Origin of the sequence: Enterobacter kobei (assembly GCF_001729765.1) — a bacterium.
Lineage (GTDB): Bacteria > Pseudomonadota > Gammaproteobacteria > Enterobacterales > Enterobacteriaceae > Enterobacter > Enterobacter kobei.
This window is the reverse complement of record NZ_CP017181.1, coordinates 833171-854470: the sequence shown is the minus strand read 5'-3', so window position 1 is coordinate 854470 and position 21300 is coordinate 833171. Positions and strand designations below refer to the sequence as shown.

The 21300-nt window shown below is 53.5% G+C and carries 18 protein-coding genes, 3 tRNA genes and 3 rRNA genes; 9 read left to right on the top strand and 15 right to left on the bottom strand.

Annotated features, from left to right (window positions below):
• Positions 1-12: 12 nt before the first annotated feature.
• Positions 13-918, top strand: coding sequence for a DNA-binding transcriptional regulator YafC (gene yafC, locus BFV64_RS04030; protein WP_069601716.1), 906 nt, complete (start codon positions 13-15; stop codon positions 916-918).
• Positions 919-947: 29 nt separating this feature from the next.
• Here the strand turns inward: yafC and dkgB are convergent, their stop codons facing one another.
• From dkgB to gmhB, 8 genes are all read right to left on the bottom strand, one after another.
• Complete coding sequence (gene dkgB / locus BFV64_RS04025; protein ID WP_069601715.1) at positions 948-1751, bottom strand: 2,5-didehydrogluconate reductase DkgB; 804 nt, start codon at positions 1749-1751, stop codon at positions 948-950.
• A 160-nt stretch (positions 1752-1911) separates the two neighbouring features.
• Positions 1912-1988 (bottom strand) — tRNA-Asp (locus BFV64_RS04020).
• Positions 1989-2044: 56 nt separating this feature from the next.
• Positions 2045-2160 (bottom strand): 5S ribosomal RNA (gene rrf / locus BFV64_RS04015).
• Positions 2161-2224: 64 nt separating this feature from the next.
• A 23S ribosomal RNA gene (locus BFV64_RS04010) occupies positions 2225-5130 on the bottom strand.
• A gap of 180 nt (positions 5131-5310) precedes the next feature.
• Positions 5311-5386, bottom strand: a tRNA-Ala gene (locus BFV64_RS04005).
• A 108-nt stretch (positions 5387-5494) separates the two neighbouring features.
• Positions 5495-5571: transfer RNA gene (locus BFV64_RS04000), tRNA-Ile, on the bottom strand.
• Between the two features lie 70 nt (positions 5572-5641).
• Positions 5642-7181, bottom strand: a 16S ribosomal RNA gene (locus BFV64_RS03995).
• Together the 16S, 23S and 5S rRNA genes with 3 tRNA genes alongside form the textbook arrangement of a ribosomal RNA operon.
• A gap of 368 nt (positions 7182-7549) precedes the next feature.
• Complete coding sequence (gmhB, locus tag BFV64_RS03990) at positions 7550-8116, bottom strand: D-glycero-beta-D-manno-heptose 1,7-bisphosphate 7-phosphatase (protein WP_014882651.1); 567 nt, start codon at positions 8114-8116, stop codon at positions 7550-7552.
• 188 nt (positions 8117-8304) lie between these two features.
• Here gmhB and metN point away from each other — a divergent pair, with 188 nt between their 5' ends.
• The 6 genes from metN to proS all read left to right on the top strand — a co-directional run bounded on the left by metN (position 8305) and on the right by proS (position 13884).
• The gene (gene metN, locus BFV64_RS03985) at positions 8305-9336 is read left to right on the top strand and encodes a methionine ABC transporter ATP-binding protein MetN (protein WP_023332146.1); all 1032 of its coding nucleotides are present in this window, start codon (positions 8305-8307) and stop codon (positions 9334-9336) included.
• On the top strand, positions 9329-9982 hold the full coding sequence (locus tag BFV64_RS03980) for a methionine ABC transporter permease MetI (protein ID WP_003856130.1): 654 nt from the start codon (positions 9329-9331) through the stop codon (positions 9980-9982). The genes metN and BFV64_RS03980 overlap by 8 nt, the downstream gene beginning before the upstream one ends.
• Positions 9983-10022: 40 nt before the next feature.
• The gene (metQ, locus tag BFV64_RS03975) at positions 10023-10838 is read left to right on the top strand and encodes a methionine ABC transporter substrate-binding lipoprotein MetQ (protein ID WP_014168729.1); all 816 of its coding nucleotides are present in this window, start codon (positions 10023-10025) and stop codon (positions 10836-10838) included.
• Between the two features lie 106 nt (positions 10839-10944).
• Complete coding sequence (gene rcsF / locus BFV64_RS03970) at positions 10945-11349, top strand: Rcs stress response system protein RcsF (RefSeq protein ID WP_008501883.1); 405 nt, start codon at positions 10945-10947, stop codon at positions 11347-11349.
• Positions 11346-12053 carry a tRNA (N6-threonylcarbamoyladenosine(37)-N6)-methyltransferase TrmO gene (gene tsaA, locus BFV64_RS03965; RefSeq protein ID WP_014882649.1) on the top strand — a complete coding sequence of 236 codons (708 nt, stop codon included), beginning with the start codon at positions 11346-11348 and terminating at the stop codon, positions 12051-12053. Before rcsF ends, tsaA begins: the two co-directional genes overlap by 4 nt.
• Before the next feature lie 112 nt (positions 12054-12165).
• Positions 12166-13884: a proline--tRNA ligase gene (gene proS / locus BFV64_RS03960; RefSeq protein WP_069601714.1), complete on the top strand. Its 1719-nt coding sequence runs from the start codon at positions 12166-12168 to the stop codon at positions 13882-13884.
• Between the two features lie 47 nt (positions 13885-13931).
• Here the strand turns inward: proS and nlpE are convergent, their stop codons facing one another.
• Genes nlpE through BFV64_RS03945 form a run of 3 tightly spaced genes read right to left on the bottom strand, consistent with a single transcriptional unit; the run spans position 13932 to position 15629 of the window.
• Positions 13932-14630, bottom strand: coding sequence for an envelope stress response activation lipoprotein NlpE (gene nlpE / locus BFV64_RS03955; protein ID WP_023339028.1), 699 nt, complete (start codon positions 14628-14630; stop codon positions 13932-13934).
• A gap of 34 nt (positions 14631-14664) precedes the next feature.
• Positions 14665-15087 carry an alternative ribosome rescue aminoacyl-tRNA hydrolase ArfB gene (arfB, locus tag BFV64_RS03950; protein WP_014882646.1) on the bottom strand — a complete coding sequence of 141 codons (423 nt, stop codon included), beginning with the start codon at positions 15085-15087 and terminating at the stop codon, positions 14665-14667.
• Positions 15084-15629, bottom strand: a complete 546-nt coding sequence (locus BFV64_RS03945) for a YaeQ family protein (RefSeq protein ID WP_045134609.1) — start codon at positions 15627-15629, stop codon at positions 15084-15086. The genes arfB and BFV64_RS03945 overlap by 4 nt, the downstream gene beginning before the upstream one ends.
• Positions 15630-15824: 195 nt before the next feature.
• Here BFV64_RS03945 and BFV64_RS03940 point away from each other — a divergent pair, with 195 nt between their 5' ends.
• Both BFV64_RS03940 and rof read left to right on the top strand, forming a co-directional pair.
• Entirely contained in the window at positions 15825-16025 is a 201-nt protein-coding gene (locus BFV64_RS03940; protein ID WP_008501889.1) for a YaeP family protein, read from the top strand.
• Complete coding sequence (gene rof / locus BFV64_RS03935) at positions 16012-16272, top strand: Rho-binding antiterminator (protein ID WP_014882644.1); 261 nt, start codon at positions 16012-16014, stop codon at positions 16270-16272. The genes BFV64_RS03940 and rof overlap by 14 nt, the downstream gene beginning before the upstream one ends.
• Positions 16273-16300: 28 nt before the next feature.
• Here rof and tilS read toward each other — a convergent pair whose 3' ends face one another.
• The 4 genes from tilS to accA form a co-directional block, all read right to left on the bottom strand.
• Positions 16301-17590 carry a tRNA lysidine(34) synthetase TilS gene (gene tilS, locus BFV64_RS03930; protein WP_045134608.1) on the bottom strand — a complete coding sequence of 430 codons (1290 nt, stop codon included), beginning with the start codon at positions 17588-17590 and terminating at the stop codon, positions 16301-16303.
• Between the two features lie 58 nt (positions 17591-17648).
• Positions 17649-18038: a VOC family protein gene (locus BFV64_RS03925; protein ID WP_014882642.1), complete on the bottom strand. Its 390-nt coding sequence runs from the start codon at positions 18036-18038 to the stop codon at positions 17649-17651.
• Between the two features lie 65 nt (positions 18039-18103).
• Positions 18104-20236 (bottom strand): lysine decarboxylase LdcC, encoded by a 2133-nt coding sequence (locus BFV64_RS03920; protein WP_045134607.1) that lies wholly within the window; start codon positions 20234-20236, stop codon positions 18104-18106.
• Positions 20237-20336: 100 nt separating this feature from the next.
• A complete protein-coding gene (gene accA / locus BFV64_RS03915) occupies positions 20337-21296 on the bottom strand; it encodes an acetyl-CoA carboxylase carboxyl transferase subunit alpha (RefSeq protein WP_013095666.1) in 960 nt (319 codons plus the stop codon).
• Between the last annotated feature and the right edge of the window lie 4 nt (positions 21297-21300).

Below are 21300 nucleotides of genomic sequence, written 5' to 3'. Positions count from 1 at the left end.
GGTGGTGCAACAATGAAAGCAACGTCAGAAGAGCTGACAATCTTTGTCGCCGTTGTTGAAAGCGGTAGCTTTAGCCGGGCAGCCGAACAGCTGGGACAGGCTAACTCGGCCATCAGCCGCTCAGTGAAAAAGCTGGAGATGAAGCTTGGGGTGAGCCTGCTCAACCGGACGACGCGGCAACTGAGCCTGACGGAAGAAGGAGAGCGTTATTTCCGCCGCGTGCAGTCGGTGCTGCAGGAGATGGCTGCAGCTGAGACAGAAATTATGGAAAGCCGCAGCACGCCGCGGGGATTGCTGCGCATTGATGCGGCCACGCCGGTAGTACTGTACTTTCTGATGCCGCTGATCAAACCTTTTCGTGAACGCTATCCGGAGATGACGCTTTCTTTGGTCTCATCAGAGACGTTTATCAACCTCATCGAGCGTAAAGTGGATGTGGCTATCCGGGCCGGTACACTGACCGATTCAAGCTTGCGCGCCCGCCCGCTGTTTGCCAGCTACCGAAAAATTATCGCGTCGCCGCAGTACATTGCTGAGCACGGTAAACCGGAGACCGTTGAAGAGTTGAAGCAGCATCTTTGTCTGGGCTTTACGGAACCGGTATCACTGAACACCTGGCCTGTCGCCTGTCGTGATGGTCAGCTTCATGAAATTACCAGTGGGTTATCGTCAAACAGTGGAGAAACGCTAAAGCAACTGTGTCTTGAAGGGAACGGCATCGCGTGCCTGTCTGACTATATGATAGATAAGGAGATTGCACGAGGTGAACTGGTGGAACTGATGGCGGATAAACGTTTGCCGGTCGAGATGCCTTTTAGCGCAGTGTATTACAGTGACAGAGCGGTGAGTACGCGGATTCGTGCTTTTATTGACTTCCTGAGTGAACATATAAAGACAGCTCCCGGAGGAGCTGTATGAGGGTTAAGGTGACAGAGGGTTAGTGAAACTTAATCCCAGTCAGGCGCTAAACCTTCCGGGCTGACCAGGCGATCGTTGCACTCCAGTGCTGCGATCGCTTTTTTATCGTCATCATCCAGATGAAGGTCGACCGCTGACAGGTTGCTGGCCAGGTTTACACGTTTGGTTGACGATGGGATCACGGCATAACCTTCGCCCATTGCCCATGCCAGAATGACCTGTGCCGGGGTCGCGTTATGTTTTTCAGCAATACGTATAATCGCCTCATCTTTCAGTGCCTTACCATAAGCCAGCGTCATGTATGACGTGATGTGGATACCGTGCTGCTTTGCCCAGTCCACGACTTTATGGTTTTGCAGGTAAGGTGAAAGTTCAATCTGGTTGGTCGCGATATTTTCTGTACCTACTGCGGCAATGGCTTTTTCCATCAGCGGAATGGTGAAGTTTGAAATACCGATTTCACGCGTTAGTCCCTGCTTTTTCGCTTCCATCAGCGCCTGCATGAACTCTTCTACAGAAACGGCATCGTTTGGTGATGGCCAGTGGATCAGCGTCAGATCCACGTAGTCAGTACGCAGCTTTTTCAGACTCTCTTTCAGGCTCGGGATCAGTTTGTCTTTGCTGAGGTTTTCAATCCAGATTTTGGTGGTGATGAATATCTCGTTACGCGGTACGCCACTCTCTTCAATGGCCTGTCCAACGGCAGCTTCATTTTCATAGTTCTGTGCCGTATCAATTGCGCGATAGCCTAACTCGAGTGCCGTTTTAACAGATGCGATAACAACGTCGTCTTTCAGGCGGAAAGTGCCCAGACCAAATGCAGGGAGAGTCATAGTATTCCTCAATCATTATGTTCGTAAACTGAGGAGGATTATCGCTGGCGTTGTTATATTGAAAAAGATCGTAAAACGCAGAGGATTTTTGCTCATTTCGCAATAATTAAACAGCAGATAAGAAAAAAGCCCTGAGCGTTAACTCAGGGCTTTCAATAAGTGGCGGAACGGACGGGACTCGAACCCGCGACCCCCTGCGTGACAGGCAGGTATTCTAACCGACTGAACTACCGCTCCACCGAAGACTGCTTGTAACCACCGGATTTATGCACCGGCTTACTACTTAATTTGATGCCTGGCAGTTCCCTACTCTCACATGGGGAGACCCCACACTACCATCGGCGCTACGGCGTTTCACTTCTGAGTTCGGCATGGGGTCAGGTGGGACCACCGCGCTAAAGCCGCCAGGCAAATTCTGTAATCTGTATCAGGCTGAAAATCGTCTCTCACCGCCAAAACAGCTTCGGCGTTGTAAGGTTAAGCCTCACGGTTCATTAGTATCGGTTAGCTCAACGCATCGCTGCGCTTACACACCCGACCTATCAACGTCGTCGTCTTCAACGTTCCTTCAGGAGACTTATAGTCTCAGGGAGAACTCATCTCGGGGCAAGTTTCGTGCTTAGATGCTTTCAGCACTTATCTCTTCCGCATTTAGCTACCGGGCAGTGCCATTGGCATGACAACCCGAACACCAGTGATGCGTCCACTCCGGTCCTCTCGTACTAGGAGCAGCCCCCCTCAATTCTCCAGCGCCCACGGCAGATAGGGACCGAACTGTCTCACGACGTTCTAAACCCAGCTCGCGTACCACTTTAAATGGCGAACAGCCATACCCTTGGGACCTACTTCAGCCCCAGGATGTGATGAGCCGACATCGAGGTGCCAAACACCGCCGTCGATATGAACTCTTGGGCGGTATCAGCCTGTTATCCCCGGAGTACCTTTTATCCGTTGAGCGATGGCCCTTCCATTCAGAACCACCGGATCACTATGACCTGCTTTCGCACCTGCTCGAGCCGTCACTCTCGCAGTCAAGCTAGCTTATGCCATTGCACTAACCTCCTGATGTCCGACCAGGATTAGCTAACCTTCGTGCTCCTCCGTTACTCTTTGGGAGGAGACCGCCCCAGTCAAACTACCCACCAGACACTGTCCGCAACCCGGATTACGGGTCTACGTTAGAACACCAGCCATTAAAGGGTGGTATTTCAAGGTCGGCTCCACGCAGACTGGCGTCCACGCTTCAAAGCCTCCCACCTATCCTACACATCAAGGACCAGTGTTCAGTGTCAAGCTATAGTAAAGGTTCACGGGGTCTTTCCGTCTTGCCGCGGGTACACTGCATCTTCACAGCGAGTTCAATTTCACTGAGTCTCGGGTGGAGACAGCCTGGCCATCATTACGCCATTCGTGCAGGTCGGAACTTACCCGACAAGGAATTTCGCTACCTTAGGACCGTTATAGTTACGGCCGCCGTTTACCGGGGCTTCGATCAAGAGCTTCGCGTTACCGCTAACCCCATCAATTAACCTTCCGGCACCGGGCAGGCGTCACACCGTATACGTCCACTTTCGTGTTTGCACAGTGCTGTGTTTTTAATAAACAGTTGCAGCCAGCTGGTATCTTCGACTGATTTCAGCTCCACCCGCAGGGGCTTCACCTACATATCAGCGTGCCTTCTCCCGAAGTTACGGCACCATTTTGCCTAGTTCCTTCACCCGAGTTCTCTCAAGCGCCTTGGTATTCTCTACCTGACCACCTGTGTCGGTTTGGGGTACGATTTCGTGTTACCTGATGCTTAGAGGCTTTTCCTGGAAGCAGGGCATTTGTTACTTCAGCACCGTAGTGCCTCGTCATCACACCTCAGCGTTAAAAAGGTACCGGATTTACCTGGAACCTCCGCCTACATGCTTAAACCGGGACAACCGTCGCCCGGCTAACATAGCCTTCTCCGTCCCCCCTTCGCAGTAACACCAAGTACAGGAATATTAACCTGTTTCCCATCGACTACGCCTTTCGGCCTCGCCTTAGGGGTCGACTCACCCTGCCCCGATTAACGTTGGACAGGAACCCTTGGTCTTCCGGCGAGCGGGCTTTTCACCCGCTTTATCGTTACTTATGTCAGCATTCGCACTTCTGATACCTCCAGCAACCCTCACAGGCCACCTTCAACGGCTTACAGAACGCTCCCCTACCCAACAACGCATAAGCGTCGCTGCCGCAGCTTCGGTGCATGGTTTAGCCCCGTTACATCTTCCGCGCAGGCCGACTCGACCAGTGAGCTATTACGCTTTCTTTAAATGATGGCTGCTTCTAAGCCAACATCCTGGCTGTCTGTGCCTTCCCACATCGTTTCCCACTTAACCATGACTTTGGGACCTTAGCTGGCGGTCTGGGTTGTTTCCCTCTTCACGACGGACGTTAGCACCCGCCGTGTGTCTCCCGTGATAACATTCTTCGGTATTCGTAGTTTGCATCGGGTTGGTAAGCCGGGATGGCCCCCTAGCCGAAACAGTGCTCTACCCCCGAAGATGAGTTCACGAGGCGCTACCTAAATAGCTTTCGGGGAGAACCAGCTATCTCCCGGTTTGATTGGCCTTTCACCCCCAGCCACAGGTCATCCGCTAATTTTTCAACATTAGTCGGTTCGGTCCTCCAGTTAGTGTTACCCAACCTTCAACCTGCCCATGGCTAGATCACCGGGTTTCGGGTCTATACCCTGCAACTTAACGCCCAGTTAAGACTCGGTTTCCCTTCGGCTCCCCTATTCGGTTAACCTTGCTACAGAATATAAGTCGCTGACCCATTATACAAAAGGTACGCAGTCACCTAACAAGTAGGCTCCCACTGCTTGTACGTACACGGTTTCAGGTTCTTTTTCACTCCCCTCGCCGGGGTTCTTTTCGCCTTTCCCTCACGGTACTGGTTCACTATCGGTCAGTCAGGAGTATTTAGCCTTGGAGGATGGTCCCCCCATATTCAGACAGGATACCACGTGTCCCGCCCTACTCTTCGAGTTCACAACCTGTGCATTTTCGTGTACGGGACTATCACCCTGTACCGTCGGACTTTCCAGACCGTTCCACTAACACACAAGCTGATTCAGACTCCGGGCTGCTCCCCGTTCGCTCGCCGCTACTGGGGGAATCTCGGTTGATTTCTTTTCCTCGGGGTACTTAGATGTTTCAGTTCCCCCGGTTCGCCTCGTTAACCTATGTATTCAGTTAACGATAGTGTGACGAATCACACTGGGTTTCCCCATTCGGACATCGCCGGGTCAAAGGTTCATATCACCTCGCCGGCGCTTTTCGCAGATTAGCACGTCCTTCATCGCCTCTGACTGCCAGGGCATCCACCGTGTACGCTTAGTCGCTTAACCTCACAACCCGAAGATGTTTCTTTCGATTCATCATCGGTTTGCGAAAATTTGAGAGACTCGAACACACATAACATGTGTGTCGTTTCAATTTTCAGCTTGATCCAGATTTTTAAAGAGCAAAACTTCGCAGTGCACCTTTTCAGGTTCACTCTGAAGTTTTCTTGTGTTCGCAGTAAAAGATGGTGGAGCTATGCGGGATCGAACCGCAGACCTCCTGCGTGCAAAGCAGGCGCTCTCCCAGCTGAGCTATAGCCCCATCGTTTTGCCAACCTCTGTACCGGTAATTTTTGTTGAGGCAAGGCGTGGTGACACGAAGCATACTTAAGTATGTGAGTGTCGCCGCAACGCAGCATCAGCAAAAATTTGGTAGGCCTGAGTGGACTTGAACCACCGACCTCACCCTTATCAGGGGTGCGCTCTAACCACCTGAGCTACAAGCCTGCAGAGATTTTTACTGCTGTTTTTTCATCAGACAATCTGTGTGAGCACTACAAAGGCAGGTTCTTTAAGGTAAGGAGGTGATCCAACCGCAGGTTCCCCTACGGTTACCTTGTTACGACTTCACCCCAGTCATGAATCACAAAGTGGTAAGCGCCCTCCCGAAGGTTAAGCTACCTACTTCTTTTGCAACCCACTCCCATGGTGTGACGGGCGGTGTGTACAAGGCCCGGGAACGTATTCACCGTAGCATTCTGATCTACGATTACTAGCGATTCCGACTTCATGGAGTCGAGTTGCAGACTCCAATCCGGACTACGACGCACTTTATGAGGTCCGCTTGCTCTCGCGAGGTCGCTTCTCTTTGTATGCGCCATTGTAGCACGTGTGTAGCCCTACTCGTAAGGGCCATGATGACTTGACGTCATCCCCACCTTCCTCCAGTTTATCACTGGCAGTCTCCTTTGAGTTCCCGGCCTAACCGCTGGCAACAAAGGATAAGGGTTGCGCTCGTTGCGGGACTTAACCCAACATTTCACAACACGAGCTGACGACAGCCATGCAGCACCTGTCTCAGAGTTCCCGAAGGCACCAAAGCATCTCTGCTAAGTTCTCTGGATGTCAAGAGTAGGTAAGGTTCTTCGCGTTGCATCGAATTAAACCACATGCTCCACCGCTTGTGCGGGCCCCCGTCAATTCATTTGAGTTTTAACCTTGCGGCCGTACTCCCCAGGCGGTCGACTTAACGCGTTAGCTCCGGAAGCCACGCCTCAAGGGCACAACCTCCAAGTCGACATCGTTTACGGCGTGGACTACCAGGGTATCTAATCCTGTTTGCTCCCCACGCTTTCGCACCTGAGCGTCAGTCTTTGTCCAGGGGGCCGCCTTCGCCACCGGTATTCCTCCAGATCTCTACGCATTTCACCGCTACACCTGGAATTCTACCCCCCTCTACAAGACTCTAGCCTGCCAGTTTCGAATGCAGTTCCCAGGTTGAGCCCGGGGATTTCACATCCGACTTGACAGACCGCCTGCGTGCGCTTTACGCCCAGTAATTCCGATTAACGCTTGCACCCTCCGTATTACCGCGGCTGCTGGCACGGAGTTAGCCGGTGCTTCTTCTGCGGGTAACGTCAATTGCTGCGGTTATTAACCACAACACCTTCCTCCCCGCTGAAAGTACTTTACAACCCGAAGGCCTTCTTCATACACGCGGCATGGCTGCATCAGGCTTGCGCCCATTGTGCAATATTCCCCACTGCTGCCTCCCGTAGGAGTCTGGACCGTGTCTCAGTTCCAGTGTGGCTGGTCATCCTCTCAGACCAGCTAGGGATCGTCGCCTAGGTGAGCCGTTACCCCACCTACTAGCTAATCCCATCTGGGCACATCTGATGGCAAGAGGCCCGAAGGTCCCCCTCTTTGGTCTTGCGACGTTATGCGGTATTAGCTACCGTTTCCAGTAGTTATCCCCCTCCATCAGGCAGTTTCCCAGACATTACTCACCCGTCCGCCACTCGTCACCCGAGAGCAAGCTCTCTGTGCTACCGTTCGACTTGCATGTGTTAGGCCTGCCGCCAGCGTTCAATCTGAGCCATGATCAAACTCTTCAATTTAAGTTTGATGCTCGTGAATTAAACTTCGTAATGAATTACGTATGTTCACTCAGAGACTTGGTATTCATTTTTCGTCTTGCGACGTTAAGAATCCATGTCACTTTGAGTGCCCACACAGATTGTCTGATAAATTGTTAAAGAGCAGTGCAACGCGGCTTTCGCTCACCGTTGCGAGGTGGCGTATATTACGCTTTCCTCTTTCAGAGTCAACCCGTTATTTCAGGATTTTTTCTCTTCAACCGACCGGGTTGTCTGTGAAGTGATTCACATCTGCCGTGTCGATGGAGGCGCATTATAGGGAGCTGCCGAGGAATGACAAGTGGAAATATGCATTTTTATTTCGACCGCTCACCTTTTCACCAGAACGGCTATTTTTGGTGCTTTTTAATCTCTTTTGGCAGATCGGCCAGGCTATTAATCACCCAATCCGCGGCATTTTCAGCTTCTGGCGTAACAGGCTTACCCGTGCGCACTAATATTTTGGTCCCCACACCTGCAGCTGCAGCTGCCTGCATATCTTCCAGTTTATCGCCCACCATATAAGAAGCGGCCATATCGATGTGCAGAAACTCTTGCGCGGAGATAAACATTCCCGGATGCGGTTTACGGCAATCACAGGTCTGGCGATACGCTTCTACGGTTCCCTGAGGGTGGTGTGGGCAATAATAAATGCCATCAAGATCGACCCCGCGATCCGCCAGTGACCAGTCCATCCATTCTGTCAGCGTCTCGAATTGCGCTTCGGTGAATTTACCGCGCGCAATACCAGACTGGTTCGTTACGACCACCAGCGCGTAGCCCATCTCTTTCAGCTGGCGCATTGCCTCTATAACGCCTTCGATAAATTCGAACTCATCAATCTCATGGACATAACCGTGATCCACATTAATAGTGCCATCACGATCGAGAAAAATTGCGGGTACTGATTTTGCCACCGGTTTGCTCCTGAAAAAGGCCTGTTGAGCTAGTATCTCATGAAACGCAGCGCAATAAAGTGCTCATCGTACAGAGTTGGATTGATTTAGACGTCTGGATGCCTTAACATCCGTTTTGTTTACGGTCATCACCCGTATCTGGCAGAACAAAATGCCACGGCTAACTTACATACGATAAAAATAATCTAATGATTAAACTTTCCAATATCACCAAAGTGTTCCAGCAGGGGAACCGAACCATTCAGGCGCTGAACAATGTCAGCCTGCATGTTCCTGCTGGTCAAATTTATGGCGTCATTGGCGCATCGGGTGCAGGTAAAAGCACGCTGATCCGTTGTGTTAACCTGCTTGAGCGCCCAACCCAGGGTAACGTAGAAGTTGGCGGCCAGGAACTTACCGCTCTTTCAGAGAAAGAACTCACCAAAGCGCGTCGTCAGATTGGCATGATCTTCCAGCACTTCAACCTGCTGGCTTCCCGCACCGTTTTCGGCAACGTCGCCTTGCCGCTGGAGCTGGACAACACACCGAAAGAAGAAGTGAAGCGTCGCGTTACCGAACTGCTCGACCTCGTGGGTCTGGGTGACAAACATGACAGCTACCCGGCAAATCTGTCTGGTGGTCAAAAGCAGCGTGTGGCGATTGCCCGCGCACTGGCTAGCAATCCTAAGGTATTGCTGTGTGATGAAGCGACCAGCGCACTGGATCCGGCTACCACGCGTTCTATTCTGGAACTGCTGAAAGACATTAACCGTCGCCTCGGCCTGACGATCCTCCTTATTACGCACGAGATGGATGTGGTGAAACGCATCTGCGACTGCGTGGCGGTCATCAGCAACGGTGAACTGATTGAGCAGGATACCGTCAGCGAAGTATTCTCCCATCCGAAGACCCCGCTGGCGCAGCAGTTCATTCAGTCGACGCTGCACCTGGATATTCCGGAAGATTATCTGGAGCGTTTGAAAACTGAACCCGCGGCAGACAGTGTCCCAATGCTGCGCATGGAGTTCACCGGTCAGTCCGTTGATGCCCCTCTGCTTTCCGAAACCGCGCGTCGCTTTAACGTGAACAACAACATTATCAGCGCCCAGATGGATTACGCCGGTGGCGTGAAGTTCGGCATCATGCTGACGGAAATGCACGGCACACAAGAAGAAACCCAGGCGGCAATCGCCTGGCTGCAAGAACACCACGTAAAAGTAGAGGTACTGGGTTATGTCTGAGCCGATGATGTGGCTGCTGGTTCGCGGCGTTTGGGAAACGCTGGCAATGACCTTCGTATCGGGTTTCTTTGGTTTTGTGATTGGCCTGCCGGTCGGCGTACTGCTGTATGTCACGCGTCCGGGTCAAATCATTGAGAACGCGAAGCTCTACCGTACGCTCTCTGCACTGGTTAACATCTTCCGTTCCATCCCGTTCATTATTCTGCTGGTGTGGATGATTCCATTTACCCGCGTGATCGTTGGTACGTCAATCGGTCTGCAGGCGGCCATTGTTCCGTTGACGGTCGGCGCTGCGCCGTTTATCGCCCGTATGGTGGAAAACGCCCTGCTGGAGATCCCGACGGGTTTGATCGAGGCCTCTCGTGCGATGGGCGCAACACCTATGCAGATCGTCCGCAAGGTACTGCTGCCTGAAGCACTGCCAGGCCTGGTGAACGCGGCCACGATTACGCTTATTACTCTGGTGGGGTATTCCGCGATGGGCGGTGCCGTAGGTGCCGGCGGTTTAGGCCAGATTGGCTACCAGTACGGCTATATTGGTTATAACGCTACCGTAATGAATACCGTTCTGGTATTGCTGGTTGTGCTGGTTTACTTAATCCAGTTCTCTGGCGATCGCATCGTCCGGGCTGTTACTCACAAATAACGTTACACACAACACAAACTCGACGAGTTAAGGATAAAACATGGCGTTTAAATTAAAGACCTTTGCAGCAGTAGGCGCGCTTATTGGCTCTCTGGCACTGGTGGGTTGCGGTCAGGACGAAAAAGATCCAAACCACATCAAAGTGGGCGTTATCGTTGGTGCAGAACAGCAGGTTGCTGAAGTTGCCCAGAAAGTGGCGAAAGAGAAATACGGCCTGGACGTTGAGCTGGTGACCTTCAACGATTACGTTCTGCCAAACGAAGCGCTGAGCAAAGGCGATATCGACGCTAACGCCTTCCAGCATAAGCCTTACCTGGATCAGCAGATCAAAGATCGTGGCTATAAGCTGGTAGGTGTCGGTAACACCTTCGTTTATCCGATTGCCGGTTACTCCAAGAAAATTAAATCACTGGACGAACTGCAGCCGGGCTCTCAGGTTGCGGTGCCTAACGACCCAACCAACCTCGGTCGTTCCCTGCTGCTGCTGCAGAAAGTGGGCCTGATCAAACTGAAAGACGGTGTTGGCCTGCTGCCAACCGTTCTGGATGTCACCGAGAACCCGAAAAATCTGAAAATTGTTGAGCTGGAAGCCCCACAGCTGCCACGTTCTCTGGACGATGCGCAGATTGCTCTGGCCGTTATCAACACCACTTACGCCAGCCAGATTGGCCTGACGCCAGCGAAAGACGGTATCTTCGTTGAAGATAAAGACTCCCCGTACGTTAACCTGATCGTGACTCGCGAAGACAACAAAGACGCGGAAAACGTGAAGAAGTTCGTACAGGCTTATCAGTCTGACGAAGTTTACCAGGAAGCCAACAAAGTGTTTAACGGTGGCGCGGTTAAAGGCTGGTAATCTCACCTCAGTGTAATATCATCAGGACGGGCTTATGCCCGTCTTGTCATTTGTGCAGTCAACTGATTCAATATCTGACGTTTTGATTATCCATTGAGGAATTATTATGCGTGCTTTACCGATCTGTCTTTTAGCACTCATGCTGAGCGGCTGTTCTATGCTAAGCAGATCTCCTGTTGAACCTGTTCAAAGCACGGCAACCCCGCCAAAAACAGAGCCTGCGAAACCGAAAGTGGTTCGCCCTGCGCCGGTTCGCATTATCACGAAAGCTGACGAACTCGTCGGTAAACCGTTCCGTGAACTGGGTGAAGTAAGCGGTGAATCCTGTCAGGCAACCAATCAGGACTCTCCGCCGAATATCCCGACAGCGCGTAAACGCATGCAGATTAACGCTGCCAAAATGAAAGCCAACGCGGTTCTGCTGCACAGCTGTGAAGTCACCAGCGGCACGCCGGGCTGCTATCGTCAGGCGGTTTGCATCGGTTCTGCGCTGAACATTACGGCGAAATGAGTGCATTTCAGTTTGAGCAGATAGGCGTTATCCACTCTCCCTATAAAGAGAAGTTCGCCGTGCCTCGCCAGCCGGGTCTGGTGACCAGCGGCGGGGGCGAGCTTCATCTTCTGGCGCCTTACAACCAGGCCGATGCGGTACGCGGGCTTGAGGCATTTAGCCATTTATGGGTGGTATTTGTCTTTCATCAGACGATGGAAGGCGGCTGGCGACCAACCGTGCGCCCTCCTCGTCTGGGTGGAAATGCGCGAATGGGCGTATTTGCGACTCGCTCGACCTTCCGTCCAAACCCGATCGGGATGTCGTTGGTTGAACTGAAAGGCATACGTTGTCAGAAAGATCGGGTGATACTGGAATTAGGCAGTCTGGACCTGGTGGACGGCACGCCGGTTATCGACATCAAACCCTATTTGCCCTTCGCGGAAGCGCTCCCGGACGCGCGCGCAAGTTATGCTCAGGATGCACCGCAGGCGGATATGCCTGTCTCTTTTACCCCTGAGATCGCCTCGCAGCTTAGCCAGATGGAGAAGCGCTATCCTCGTTTGCGGAATTTCATCACCGAAGTGCTGGCACAGGACCCCCGTCCAGCCTACCGTAAAGAAGAGGAAGCAGGAAAAACATACGCCGTCTGGCTGCTGGATTTTAACGTGCGCTGGCGCGTCACCGGGGCAGGTTTTGAAGTGTTTGCCCTTGAACCCAGGTAATTTTGTTCTCCTCTCTTTTGGCATCTTTGCCACACTGGTAAACTAAACCACTTTTTTTGTGTCAGGCTGGTGTTTCAGCCTGTTCCAATCGTCGAAATGGAACCGTAACAACATGCGTACTAGCCAATATCTGCTCTCCACTCTGAAGGAGACGCCTGCCGACGCCGAAGTGATCAGCCATCAGCTGATGCTGCGCGCCGGGATGATCCGCAAGCTGGCCTCCGGGTTATATACCTGGCTGCCGACCGGCGTGCGCGTCCTGAAAAAAGTCGAAAACATCGTGCGTGAAGAGATGAACAACGCCGGTGCTATCGAGGTGTCCATGCCTGTGGTGCAGCCCGCTGACCTGTGGCAGGAGAGCGGCCGTTGGGAACAATATGGCCCAGAGCTGCTGCGCTTCGTCGATCGCGGCGAGCGTCCATTCGTTCTCGGCCCAACGCATGAAGAGGTCATTACCGACCTGATCCGTAACGAGCTGAGCTCTTACAAACAGCTGCCGCTGAACTTCTTCCAGATTCAGACCAAGTTCCGTGATGAAGTTCGTCCTCGTTTCGGGGTGATGCGCTCCCGCGAATTCCTGATGAAAGATGCTTATTCTTTCCATACCTCTCAGGAATCGCTGCAAGAGACCTACGACAAAATGTACGAGGCATACAGCAAAATCTTCTCCCGCATGGGTCTGGATTTCCGCGCTGTGCAGGCTGATACCGGCTCCATCGGTGGTAACGCATCCCATGAATTCCAGGTACTGGCGCAGAGCGGTGAAGACGATGTGATCTTCTCGGACTCTTCAGATTACGCCGCGAACATCGAATTTGCAGAAGCGCTGGCACCAAAAGAACCACGCGGCGCTGCAACGCAGGAGATGACGCTGGTTGATACGCCAAACGCGAAAACCATTGCTGAGCTGGTTGAGCAGTTTGGTCTGCCGATTGAAAAAACCGTCAAAACGCTGCTGGTGAAATCTACCGAAGGCAGCGCTTACCCGCTGGTTGCCCTGCTGGTGCGTGGCGATCACGAGCTGAACGAAGTGAAAGCAGAGAAGCTGCCGCAGGTCGCGAGCCCGCTGACGTTTGCAACAGAAGCGGAAATCCGTGCCGTGGTCAATGCAGGTCCTGGCTCTCTCGGCCCGGTTAATATGCCGGTTCCGGTTGTTATTGACCGCACAGTTGCTGCGATGAGCGACTTCTCCGCCGGTGCTAACATCGACGGTAAACACTACTTCGGTATTAACTGGGATCGCGACGTGGCGACGCCTGAAGTGGCAGACATCCGTAACGTGGTCGCAGGCGATCCAAGTCCGGACGGTCAGGGCACCCTGATGATTAAGCGCGGTATCGAAGTCGGTCACATCTTCCAGCTGGGTGACAAATACTCTCGCGCACTGAACGCCGCCGTTCAGGGTGAAGATGGCCGTAACCAGATCCTGACCATGGGCTGCTACGGTATCGGGGTCACTCGTGTGGTCGCGGCGGCCATTGAACAGAACTACGACGAGCGTGGTATCGTCTGGCCGGACAATATCGCTCCGTTCCAGGTTGCGATTCTGCCAATGAACATGCACAAATCCTACCGTGTGCAGGAGCTGGCTGAGAAGCTGTACGCCGAGCTGCGTGCTCAGGGTATCGAAGTGCTGATGGATGACCGTAAAGAGCGTCCGGGCGTGATGTTCGCCGATATGGAACTGATTGGTATTCCACACACGGTGGTCATCGGTGACCGTAACCTCGACAGCGATGAGATCGAATACAAATACCGTCGTAGCGGCGAGAAACAGATGATCAAGACAGGCGATATTCTTGATTACCTGGTGAAAGCCATCAAAGGCTAAACAAAAAACCCCGCTCAGGCGGGGTTTTTTAATGGATAATCGTCAGCTTATTGACTGTTACAGTCTTTGCCTGCGATAAATTTCGCCTCTTTATCCACCACCAGCGTTTTCACGCTCTCTCCGCTATCCGGGTTTGGCTCCAGCGTAAAGTGACCATCTACGGTCAGCAATACCGGCTTGCTGTCATTGCCACGCGCCACGGCGTAATCACGTTCAAGCTGCGCGTTGTTCGCCACGCTGACTTTCTTACCCGTTGCACAGTCGGTAAAGATCGCCGCATCCGCCATATAGAAATACATACCCCGCATTGGCATCGGCGTAGCAGGCAGAGCCGCTTTCACCGGCGCAAGCGTATAGTTGAACTGGGATTCAATCGGGTTGCCCTCGCGGTCGAGCATCTCCATCCCCTCACCTTTGGCGCGGAAATACGTTTTCTCACCCGTGGTATCCGTCAGGACCAGCTTTTCCGCTGTACGCGCCCAGGTTCCGTAGGTCGCAAACGAAGAGGGTTCTTTAGCGCCCTGATAACGCTGGTTCATAACCCAGGTGCCGTCTTTTTGCAGGAACAGGGACGTTTCGATGCCTTCACAGTCTGCACAAGGCAATACGCCGCGCCAGCTCTGCTGCATAGGCTTTAACGCTTCATTCTGCGAGGGCTGCAAAACCTGCGTTTCAGAACGGTTGTTACACCCGAAAAGCGCAAACAGCGTACTCACTGCCAGCGCTGAAAATAATGCTTTTTTCACAATGAATTCCTTATGAAAAGTGTGTTCCCTTTCGTCACTCCATCGGGCGACGAACTTTACCGCGTAGTGCTTTCACTGTGGATTTTTGGGCTTTCGAGGACAACCGACGCTCTTTCGATGCGCGGGTTGGCCGCGTTGCCCGGCGGCTTTTTTGTACTGCTGTTAATTCTTTAATAACGGCCACCAGCCTGGCTATCGCCGCTTCCCGGTTTAACTCCTGGCTGCGGTACTCCTGGGCTTTAATCACAATCACACCTTCGCTGGTGATCAGATGATGGCTGGCAGCAAGCAGACTCTCTTTATAATACTCTGGCAGGCTTGATGCCCGAATGTCAAAACGCAAATGGATCGCCGTTGACGCCTTATTGACGTGCTGTCCACCCGCCCCCTGAGCACGGATGGCGGTGATCTCCAGCTCATTATCAGGGATGCTGACGTTTCGGGACAAAACAATCATGACGCAGGCTGCCAGGCCGTCAAATGAATTTCCAGATTATTCTGAGAATCAGAGAGCCAGATGGCACCGTCCTGAATGGTTGCCTGCAGGGCCATCGTCCGGCCGGCAAACTCACTGAGCTGCGCCAGCTGTTCATCATCCAGATACCAGACGGTGAGATTTTTATACTGCGCACATTTATTCTTGTTTTGTTGCCACCAGATCTCCGCCGCGCGCTGGTTATAGGCGAATAACGCCACTTCAGCGGACTGGGTACAGGCCTTTTTAATCCGACGCTCGTCCGGCAGACCGAGCTCGATCCACAGGTCGATGCCCAGATGATCGTTTCGCAGCCAGGCTTCTGGCTCGTCCTCTGCACTTAAGCCGCGGGTAAACTGCAGCCGCTCGTTGGCGTATTTAATCCACGCCAGCAGGCGCAGCATCATACGCTCCTGGGTTTCGGAGGGGTGGCGCGCCAGCGTCAGCGACGCATCCAGAAACTGGTTGCGATCAAGATCGGCCACATTGACCACTGCTTTATAAATTGTCGCTTTAAGCGCCATGAGAGAACTCCATTCGAATCAGGGGCACATTGTAGCGAAAACAGAGGCAAAAGGCTGTCACGCGGTGATAAATCACACCTGTCAAGGCGCTGATATTGCTTAAATGAGTATGGTATAGTCACCTTGCTAAACCGAGTTTATCTTCGTAGGCTTAATGATATCTCACAGTAAGTCAGTGCGCTGGCGGGAGGGGATGTGAATAATTATTGTGAGTTAATTCGCAAACGGTATGCGGAAATCGCCAGCGGAGATCTGGGGTATGTCCCGGACGCGTTGGGCTGTGTATTGAAAGTGCTTAATGAAGTGGCCTCTGATGAGAGCCTTTCAGAGTCGGTCAGGGAAAAAGCAGCGTACGCTGCGGCGAATTTACTGGTGAGCGATTATGTCGATGAATGATACTTATCAACCCATCAATTGTGATGACTATGACAACCTCGAACTCGCCTGCCAGCATCATTTAATACTGACGCTGGAGCTAAAAGATGGCGAAGTATTGAAGGCAAAAGCCAGCGATCTGGTTTCACGTAAGAACGTGGAATATCTGGTTGTTGAAGACGGCAGTGCAACGCGTGAGCTACGTCTGGATAAAATAGCCAGCTTCAGCCACCCGCAAATCGGCACCGTCGTGGTGAGCGAATCCTGATGACACTTACGGGCAGCCTGGCTGCCCGTTACACTTTCTGCCAATCAAAACTGACCCCTTCTTCTGACCATCCCTCTTCCGTGATGAAAACCCCGGCAGCAGCCATCAACGTTTCACCGTAAAACAGCAGTGGCGTGGTATCACGTCGCCACGGCGGCACGCTGCACTCCTGCCATATCTTCTTAAGCTTCCGTCCCCCGTTGCGCCCGACAATATGCAGCAAACCACCAGCCTTGAAGCGTACGGTTACCGGCTCACCAGGCTTCGGCAGACGCACATGACCGGACGGGCTCAAAGAGACGCTCCCTGCATCACAGGGCAATATCAGCGGTACCTCTGGCGACGCCCAGTCGAGTACCACCTCGGTCAGTGAAGGCGTGGATTTGATCCACCAGAGTTTGCCTTTATAGCGCCTGACCTCAAAACCATTCAGATACACGCAGGGGGAAGCATCTTCCCGCGCCTGCGCGACTTCGTCCCAGATCCGGCTCAGCATCGCCCGCGACGGCATCGCTGCATGATGAGTAGCCAGCCAGCGGCGTAACAGTGCGGCGCGACGCACCGGGCTCATCGCCTCCAGGGGCGCTATCGCCAGTGCTCCGTCTTCAGAAATCAGGTCAGCCAGATCCGCACTCAACAGTTCATCCAGCAACAATTCCTGTTCAGCACACAGCATGGCGCTTCTCGCTGTCGCGTCGGCGAAATGCGGCCAGCGCTCGCTCAACAGCGGTAGGATGCGCAGGCGCAGGAAATTACGATCGTAACTGTCGTCCTGGTTACTCTCGTCTTCTATCCAGTTCAGCTGATATTCCCGCGCCCAGGCTTCCAGCGACGCCCGCGTCTCGCCCAGCAGCGGGCGCAGCAATTGCGTCCCGGCAAACTCAGATCGTGCAGGCATGGCGGACAGCCCCGCCGGTCCGCTTCCCCGCTTAAGCGCCAGCAAAAAAGTTTCGCACTGATCGTCCAGATGCTGAGCCGTTACCAGCGCTTCGCCAGGAAGTAATGCCGCGGAAAAAGCGGCATAGCGGGCTTTCCGCGCCTGTGCCTCGATGCCCTTCCCCTCATCAATGAGCGTGACGCGCTCAACGATGAACGGGATCGCCCAGGCCGCACACAAGGCTTCACAGTGCGCCACCCACTCCTCAGCGTGAGGACTTAATCCATGATGGATGTGCATAGCCCGAAGCTGGATGTCAGGCTCCCGGTCGCGCCAGCGTTTCAGGCGATGGAGCAGAACGGTGGAATCCAGGCCACCGCTAAACCCCACCAGCAGCTGGCGGTACGGTGAAACAGCTTGTGCGATAGCGGGTAAGGTCATAGGAAATTACACATAAAAAATGCCCGAACTGAGCGGGCATTATCACACAGGACAAACATTACTGCTGGTAAAGCTCCAGCGGCAAACCATCCGGGTCGTTAAAAAAGGTAAAACGCTTGTCGGTGAAGGGATCGACACGGATCGGTTCACACGTCACGCCGTGCGCTTCCAGATGTTTTACTGCGTTATCCAGGTCATCAACGCTGAAGGCAAGATGGCGCAGTCCACAGGCTTCCGGGCGCGACGGGCGCGCAGGCGGGAAGGGAAAAGAGAACAGCTCAATCACATATTGCCCGTTTAAAGCGAGATCCCCCTTCCAGGAGTCTCGCTCCTCGCGGTAGGCCTCGCTCAACAGCGTAAAGCCAAGAATGTCACAATAGAAGGCCTTACTTTTCGCGTAATCGGTAGCAATGATCGCAATATGGTGAACCGCTTTTAAACCCAGCATAGCTTCTCCTTTTTATGATGTCTGAACGTTACAACCGAGAACCCGCACCTGGCAAGCGGTCACCCTTATTTTAGGACTCGCACCCAGTAAACGCCGTGCTCATCGCGCTTCGCACCGTGAATATCCGTCTCGAAACCCGGATAGTGACGCCCCACCGAACAGAGCATCAGCAGAAAATCGAGCACTGCCCGGCTCTCCTCGGTGATCATTTCCCCCGGCATCAGCAGCGGTACACCCGGTGGGTAAGGCAGAATCATATTGGCCGACACGCGCCCGACCAGATTTTCCAGCTCAACGGTTTCTACCTCACTTTTTACCTGCCGCTGCCAGGCCTTGTGAGGCGTCAGCTTCATGTCAGGCAGGACGTCAAACGCCTGAAGCATGAGGCGCGGCAGATCGTGCTGGCGGATCAATCTGTGGATCCCCTGGGCCAGATCCTGAATGCGCATATTGCGGTAGAAGTCAGGATCTTCCGCGTAGAGATCCGGCAGCATGTTCTTCACCCGCAGGTTGAGATCGTAGGCACGCTTAAACTCCATCAGCCCGCGCAGCAGACCCATTGCCCGGGTTTTATCGATCCCGATACTGAACAGGAACAACAAATTATAGGGGCCGGTCTTCTCCACTACCACGCCGCGCTCATCAAGGAACTTCGCCACCAGCGCGGCGGGAATACCTTCATCACCCATTACACCCTGCTCGTCCATGCCTGGCGTCAGGATCGTCACCTTAACCGGATCGAGGAACATGTGGTCCGCATCGGCATCGCGGAAGCCGTGCCAGCTCTCCCCAGGCGCAACGGGCCAGCACTCGGCCTCGTCGATCTCTTCCGGCTGCCAGATATCAAAGAACCAGCCGTCTGCCTCATCTTTCAGCCGCTGGACCTCTTTACGGAAATGCAGCGCCCGCTCCACCGAGCGGTTTATCAGGCGTTTACCCGGGTTGCCGCGCAGCATCGCCGCCGCGGTTTCGATAGATGCCACCAGCGGATAGCTCGGTGAGGTGGTGGTATGCATCATAAAGGCTTCGTTGAAGGTATCCTCGTCGTACTCGCCTTTGATGTGAATAAGAGACGCCTGGGAAAAGGCGGCCAGCATTTTGTGGGTCGATTGCGTTTCGAAGAACACTTTGCCCGGCACGCGCTCGCCGCTCATCCCGCTCTTACCCGAATAAATCGGGTGAAAATTGGTATAAGGCACCCACGCAGAATCGAAGTGGATCGACGGCACGTCCAGCGTCTGCTTGATCCAGTTGGTGTTGTATAACAGGCCGTCATAGGTGGAATTGGTGATCACCGCATGAACAGGCCAGCTTGCGCCAGGGATCGCCGCAACTTTCTTTTCAATGGTTTGATGCGTGAACTCCCGGCGTGGAATGCCGCCGAGAATCCCCAGCGCGTTACGCGTAGGGGATAACCAGAGCGGCACCACGTCGCTCATCATCAGCAGGTGCGCCAGCGATTTATGGCAGTTGCGGTCAATCAGCAGCGTGCTGCCCGCAGGCGCAGCGTACATCCCGACGATTTTGTTCGAGGTCGAGGTGCCGTTGGTCACCATATAGCTCTGCTCAGCGCCAAAGGTGCGGGCAATATACTCCTCGGCCTCCAGATGCGGGCCGGTATGATCCAGCAGAGAGCCCAGTTCCGTGACCGAAATTGACACGTCCGCTTTCAGCGTGTTGCCCCCGAAAAAATCATAGAACAGACAGCCTACCGGGCTTTTTTGATAGGCTGTTCCGGCCATATGCCCTGGCGTGCAGAAGGTGTATTTCCCCTCTTTCACATAGGTAAAAAGCGCGCGGGTAAAGGGCGGCGTAATGTTATCGAGGTATTCACCCGTGTACTGCTGAATGCGGGTCGCGATATCTTCCGCCACGCCGAGAGAATATTCAAAGAACCACAGCGCCATCCGCATATCATGCGCGCTGACGTCCATGGTCGAGTGGGTATTGATAAACGCATACAGCGGGAGATATTCGTTCAGCTTGTTGATCTCGCTGCACAGCTCCAGATCGTATTCGTCCCAGTCGAAGATCACGCCACAGATTCGCGGGTTATGCTCAATAAACTTCAGCAGGTCGGCGCTGTTGTGCGGCCAGATGAGCTGATACCCGCGCGACTGAAGGGCTTGCTCCAGCTCCTTGATGGGCTCGTCTTTATAAAAGACGCCGTGCGGCCCCATAATGGCAATGATGTTCACGGTCTACCTCCTTGAAAAACATTAGCTAAGCATAGTTAAGGTAAACGGCGGGTATAAAAAAAGCCGCAACATTGTGCGGCTTTTCAGATAATTGTGAAGCTTACGCGTAGCCGTAAGTCATCAGACGCTGATAACGACGGTTGAGCAGGTCTTCTTTGCTCAGGACGTCCAGATCGGCCAGGTCAGCCAGCAGCTGGGCTTTCAGGGAAGCAGCCATCACTTCCGGCTTACGATGCGCGCCACCCAGCGGTTCCGGGATCACGGTATCGATCAGCTTCAGCTCTTTCAGACGTGGTGCAATGATGCCCATCGCTTCTGCGGCCAGCGGCGCTTTATCAGCGCTTTTCCACAGAATGGACGCACAGCCTTCCGGAGAGATAACGGAATAGGTGCTGTACTGCAGCATATTCACTTTATCGCCCACGCCAATGGCCAGCGCACCACCTGAACCACCTTCACCGATGACGGTACAGATGACCGGCACCTTCAGGCGGGACATCTCACGCAGGTTACGGGCGATGGCTTCAGACTGACCGCGCTCTTCCGCGCCCACGCCAGGGTATGCACCCGGGGTGTCGATGAAGGTGATGATTGGCATGTTGAAACGCTCAGCCATCTCCATCAGACGCAGGGCCTTGCGGTAGCCTTCAGGTGCAGGCATACCGAAGTTACGACGGATTTTCTCTTTGGTTTCACGCCCTTTCTGATGACCAATGATCATCACCGGGCGTCCGTCCAGACGCGCGATACCGCCGACGATAGCTTTGTCGTCAGCGTATGCGCGATCGCCTGCCAGTTCGTCAAATTCGTCAAACGCCAGGCGGACATAATCCAGGGTGTACGGACGCTGTGGATGACGCGCCAGCTGGGCGATCTGCCATGCGCCGAGATCGGCAAAGATTTTGCGCGTCAGCTCTACGCTTTTTTCACGCAGACGATGCACTTCTTCGTCGATGTTAATATCCAGTTTTTCATCCTGACGGCTTACCGCTGTCAGAGAATCGATTTTCGCTTCCAGCTCAGCAATCGGCTGTTCGAAATCAAGGAAATTCAGACTCATAGTA

What these genes read in the sequence shown, in the direction of transcription:
- BFV64_RS03925 (WP_014882642.1), bottom strand. Translation starts at nt 18,038, where the DNA reads ATGCTGGGTTTAAAAGCGGTTCACCATATTGCGATCATTGCTACCGAT.
- metN (WP_023332146.1), top strand. Translation starts at nt 8,305, where the DNA reads ATGATTAAACTTTCCAATATCACCAAAGTGTTCCAGCAGGGGAACCGA.
- metQ (WP_014168729.1), top strand. Translation starts at nt 10,023, where the DNA reads ATGGCGTTTAAATTAAAGACCTTTGCAGCAGTAGGCGCGCTTATTGGC.
- tilS (WP_045134608.1), bottom strand. Translation starts at nt 17,590, where the DNA reads ATGACCTTACCCGCTATCGCACAAGCTGTTTCACCGTACCGCCAGCTG.
- accA (WP_013095666.1), bottom strand. Translation starts at nt 21,296, where the DNA reads ATGAGTCTGAATTTCCTTGATTTCGAACAGCCGATTGCTGAGCTGGAA.
- rof (WP_014882644.1), top strand. Translation starts at nt 16,012, where the DNA reads ATGTCGATGAATGATACTTATCAACCCATCAATTGTGATGACTATGAC.
- dkgB (WP_069601715.1), bottom strand. Translation starts at nt 1,751, where the DNA reads ATGACTCTCCCTGCATTTGGTCTGGGCACTTTCCGCCTGAAAGACGAC.
- tsaA (WP_014882649.1), top strand. Translation starts at nt 11,346, where the DNA reads ATGAGTGCATTTCAGTTTGAGCAGATAGGCGTTATCCACTCTCCCTAT.
- arfB (WP_014882646.1), bottom strand. Translation starts at nt 15,087, where the DNA reads ATGATTGTTTTGTCCCGAAACGTCAGCATCCCTGATAATGAGCTGGAG.
- yafC (WP_069601716.1), top strand. Translation starts at nt 13, where the DNA reads ATGAAAGCAACGTCAGAAGAGCTGACAATCTTTGTCGCCGTTGTTGAA.
- BFV64_RS03980 (WP_003856130.1), top strand. Translation starts at nt 9,329, where the DNA reads ATGTCTGAGCCGATGATGTGGCTGCTGGTTCGCGGCGTTTGGGAAACG.
- proS (WP_069601714.1), top strand. Translation starts at nt 12,166, where the DNA reads ATGCGTACTAGCCAATATCTGCTCTCCACTCTGAAGGAGACGCCTGCC.
- BFV64_RS03945 (WP_045134609.1), bottom strand. Translation starts at nt 15,629, where the DNA reads ATGGCGCTTAAAGCGACAATTTATAAAGCAGTGGTCAATGTGGCCGAT.
- rcsF (WP_008501883.1), top strand. Translation starts at nt 10,945, where the DNA reads ATGCGTGCTTTACCGATCTGTCTTTTAGCACTCATGCTGAGCGGCTGT.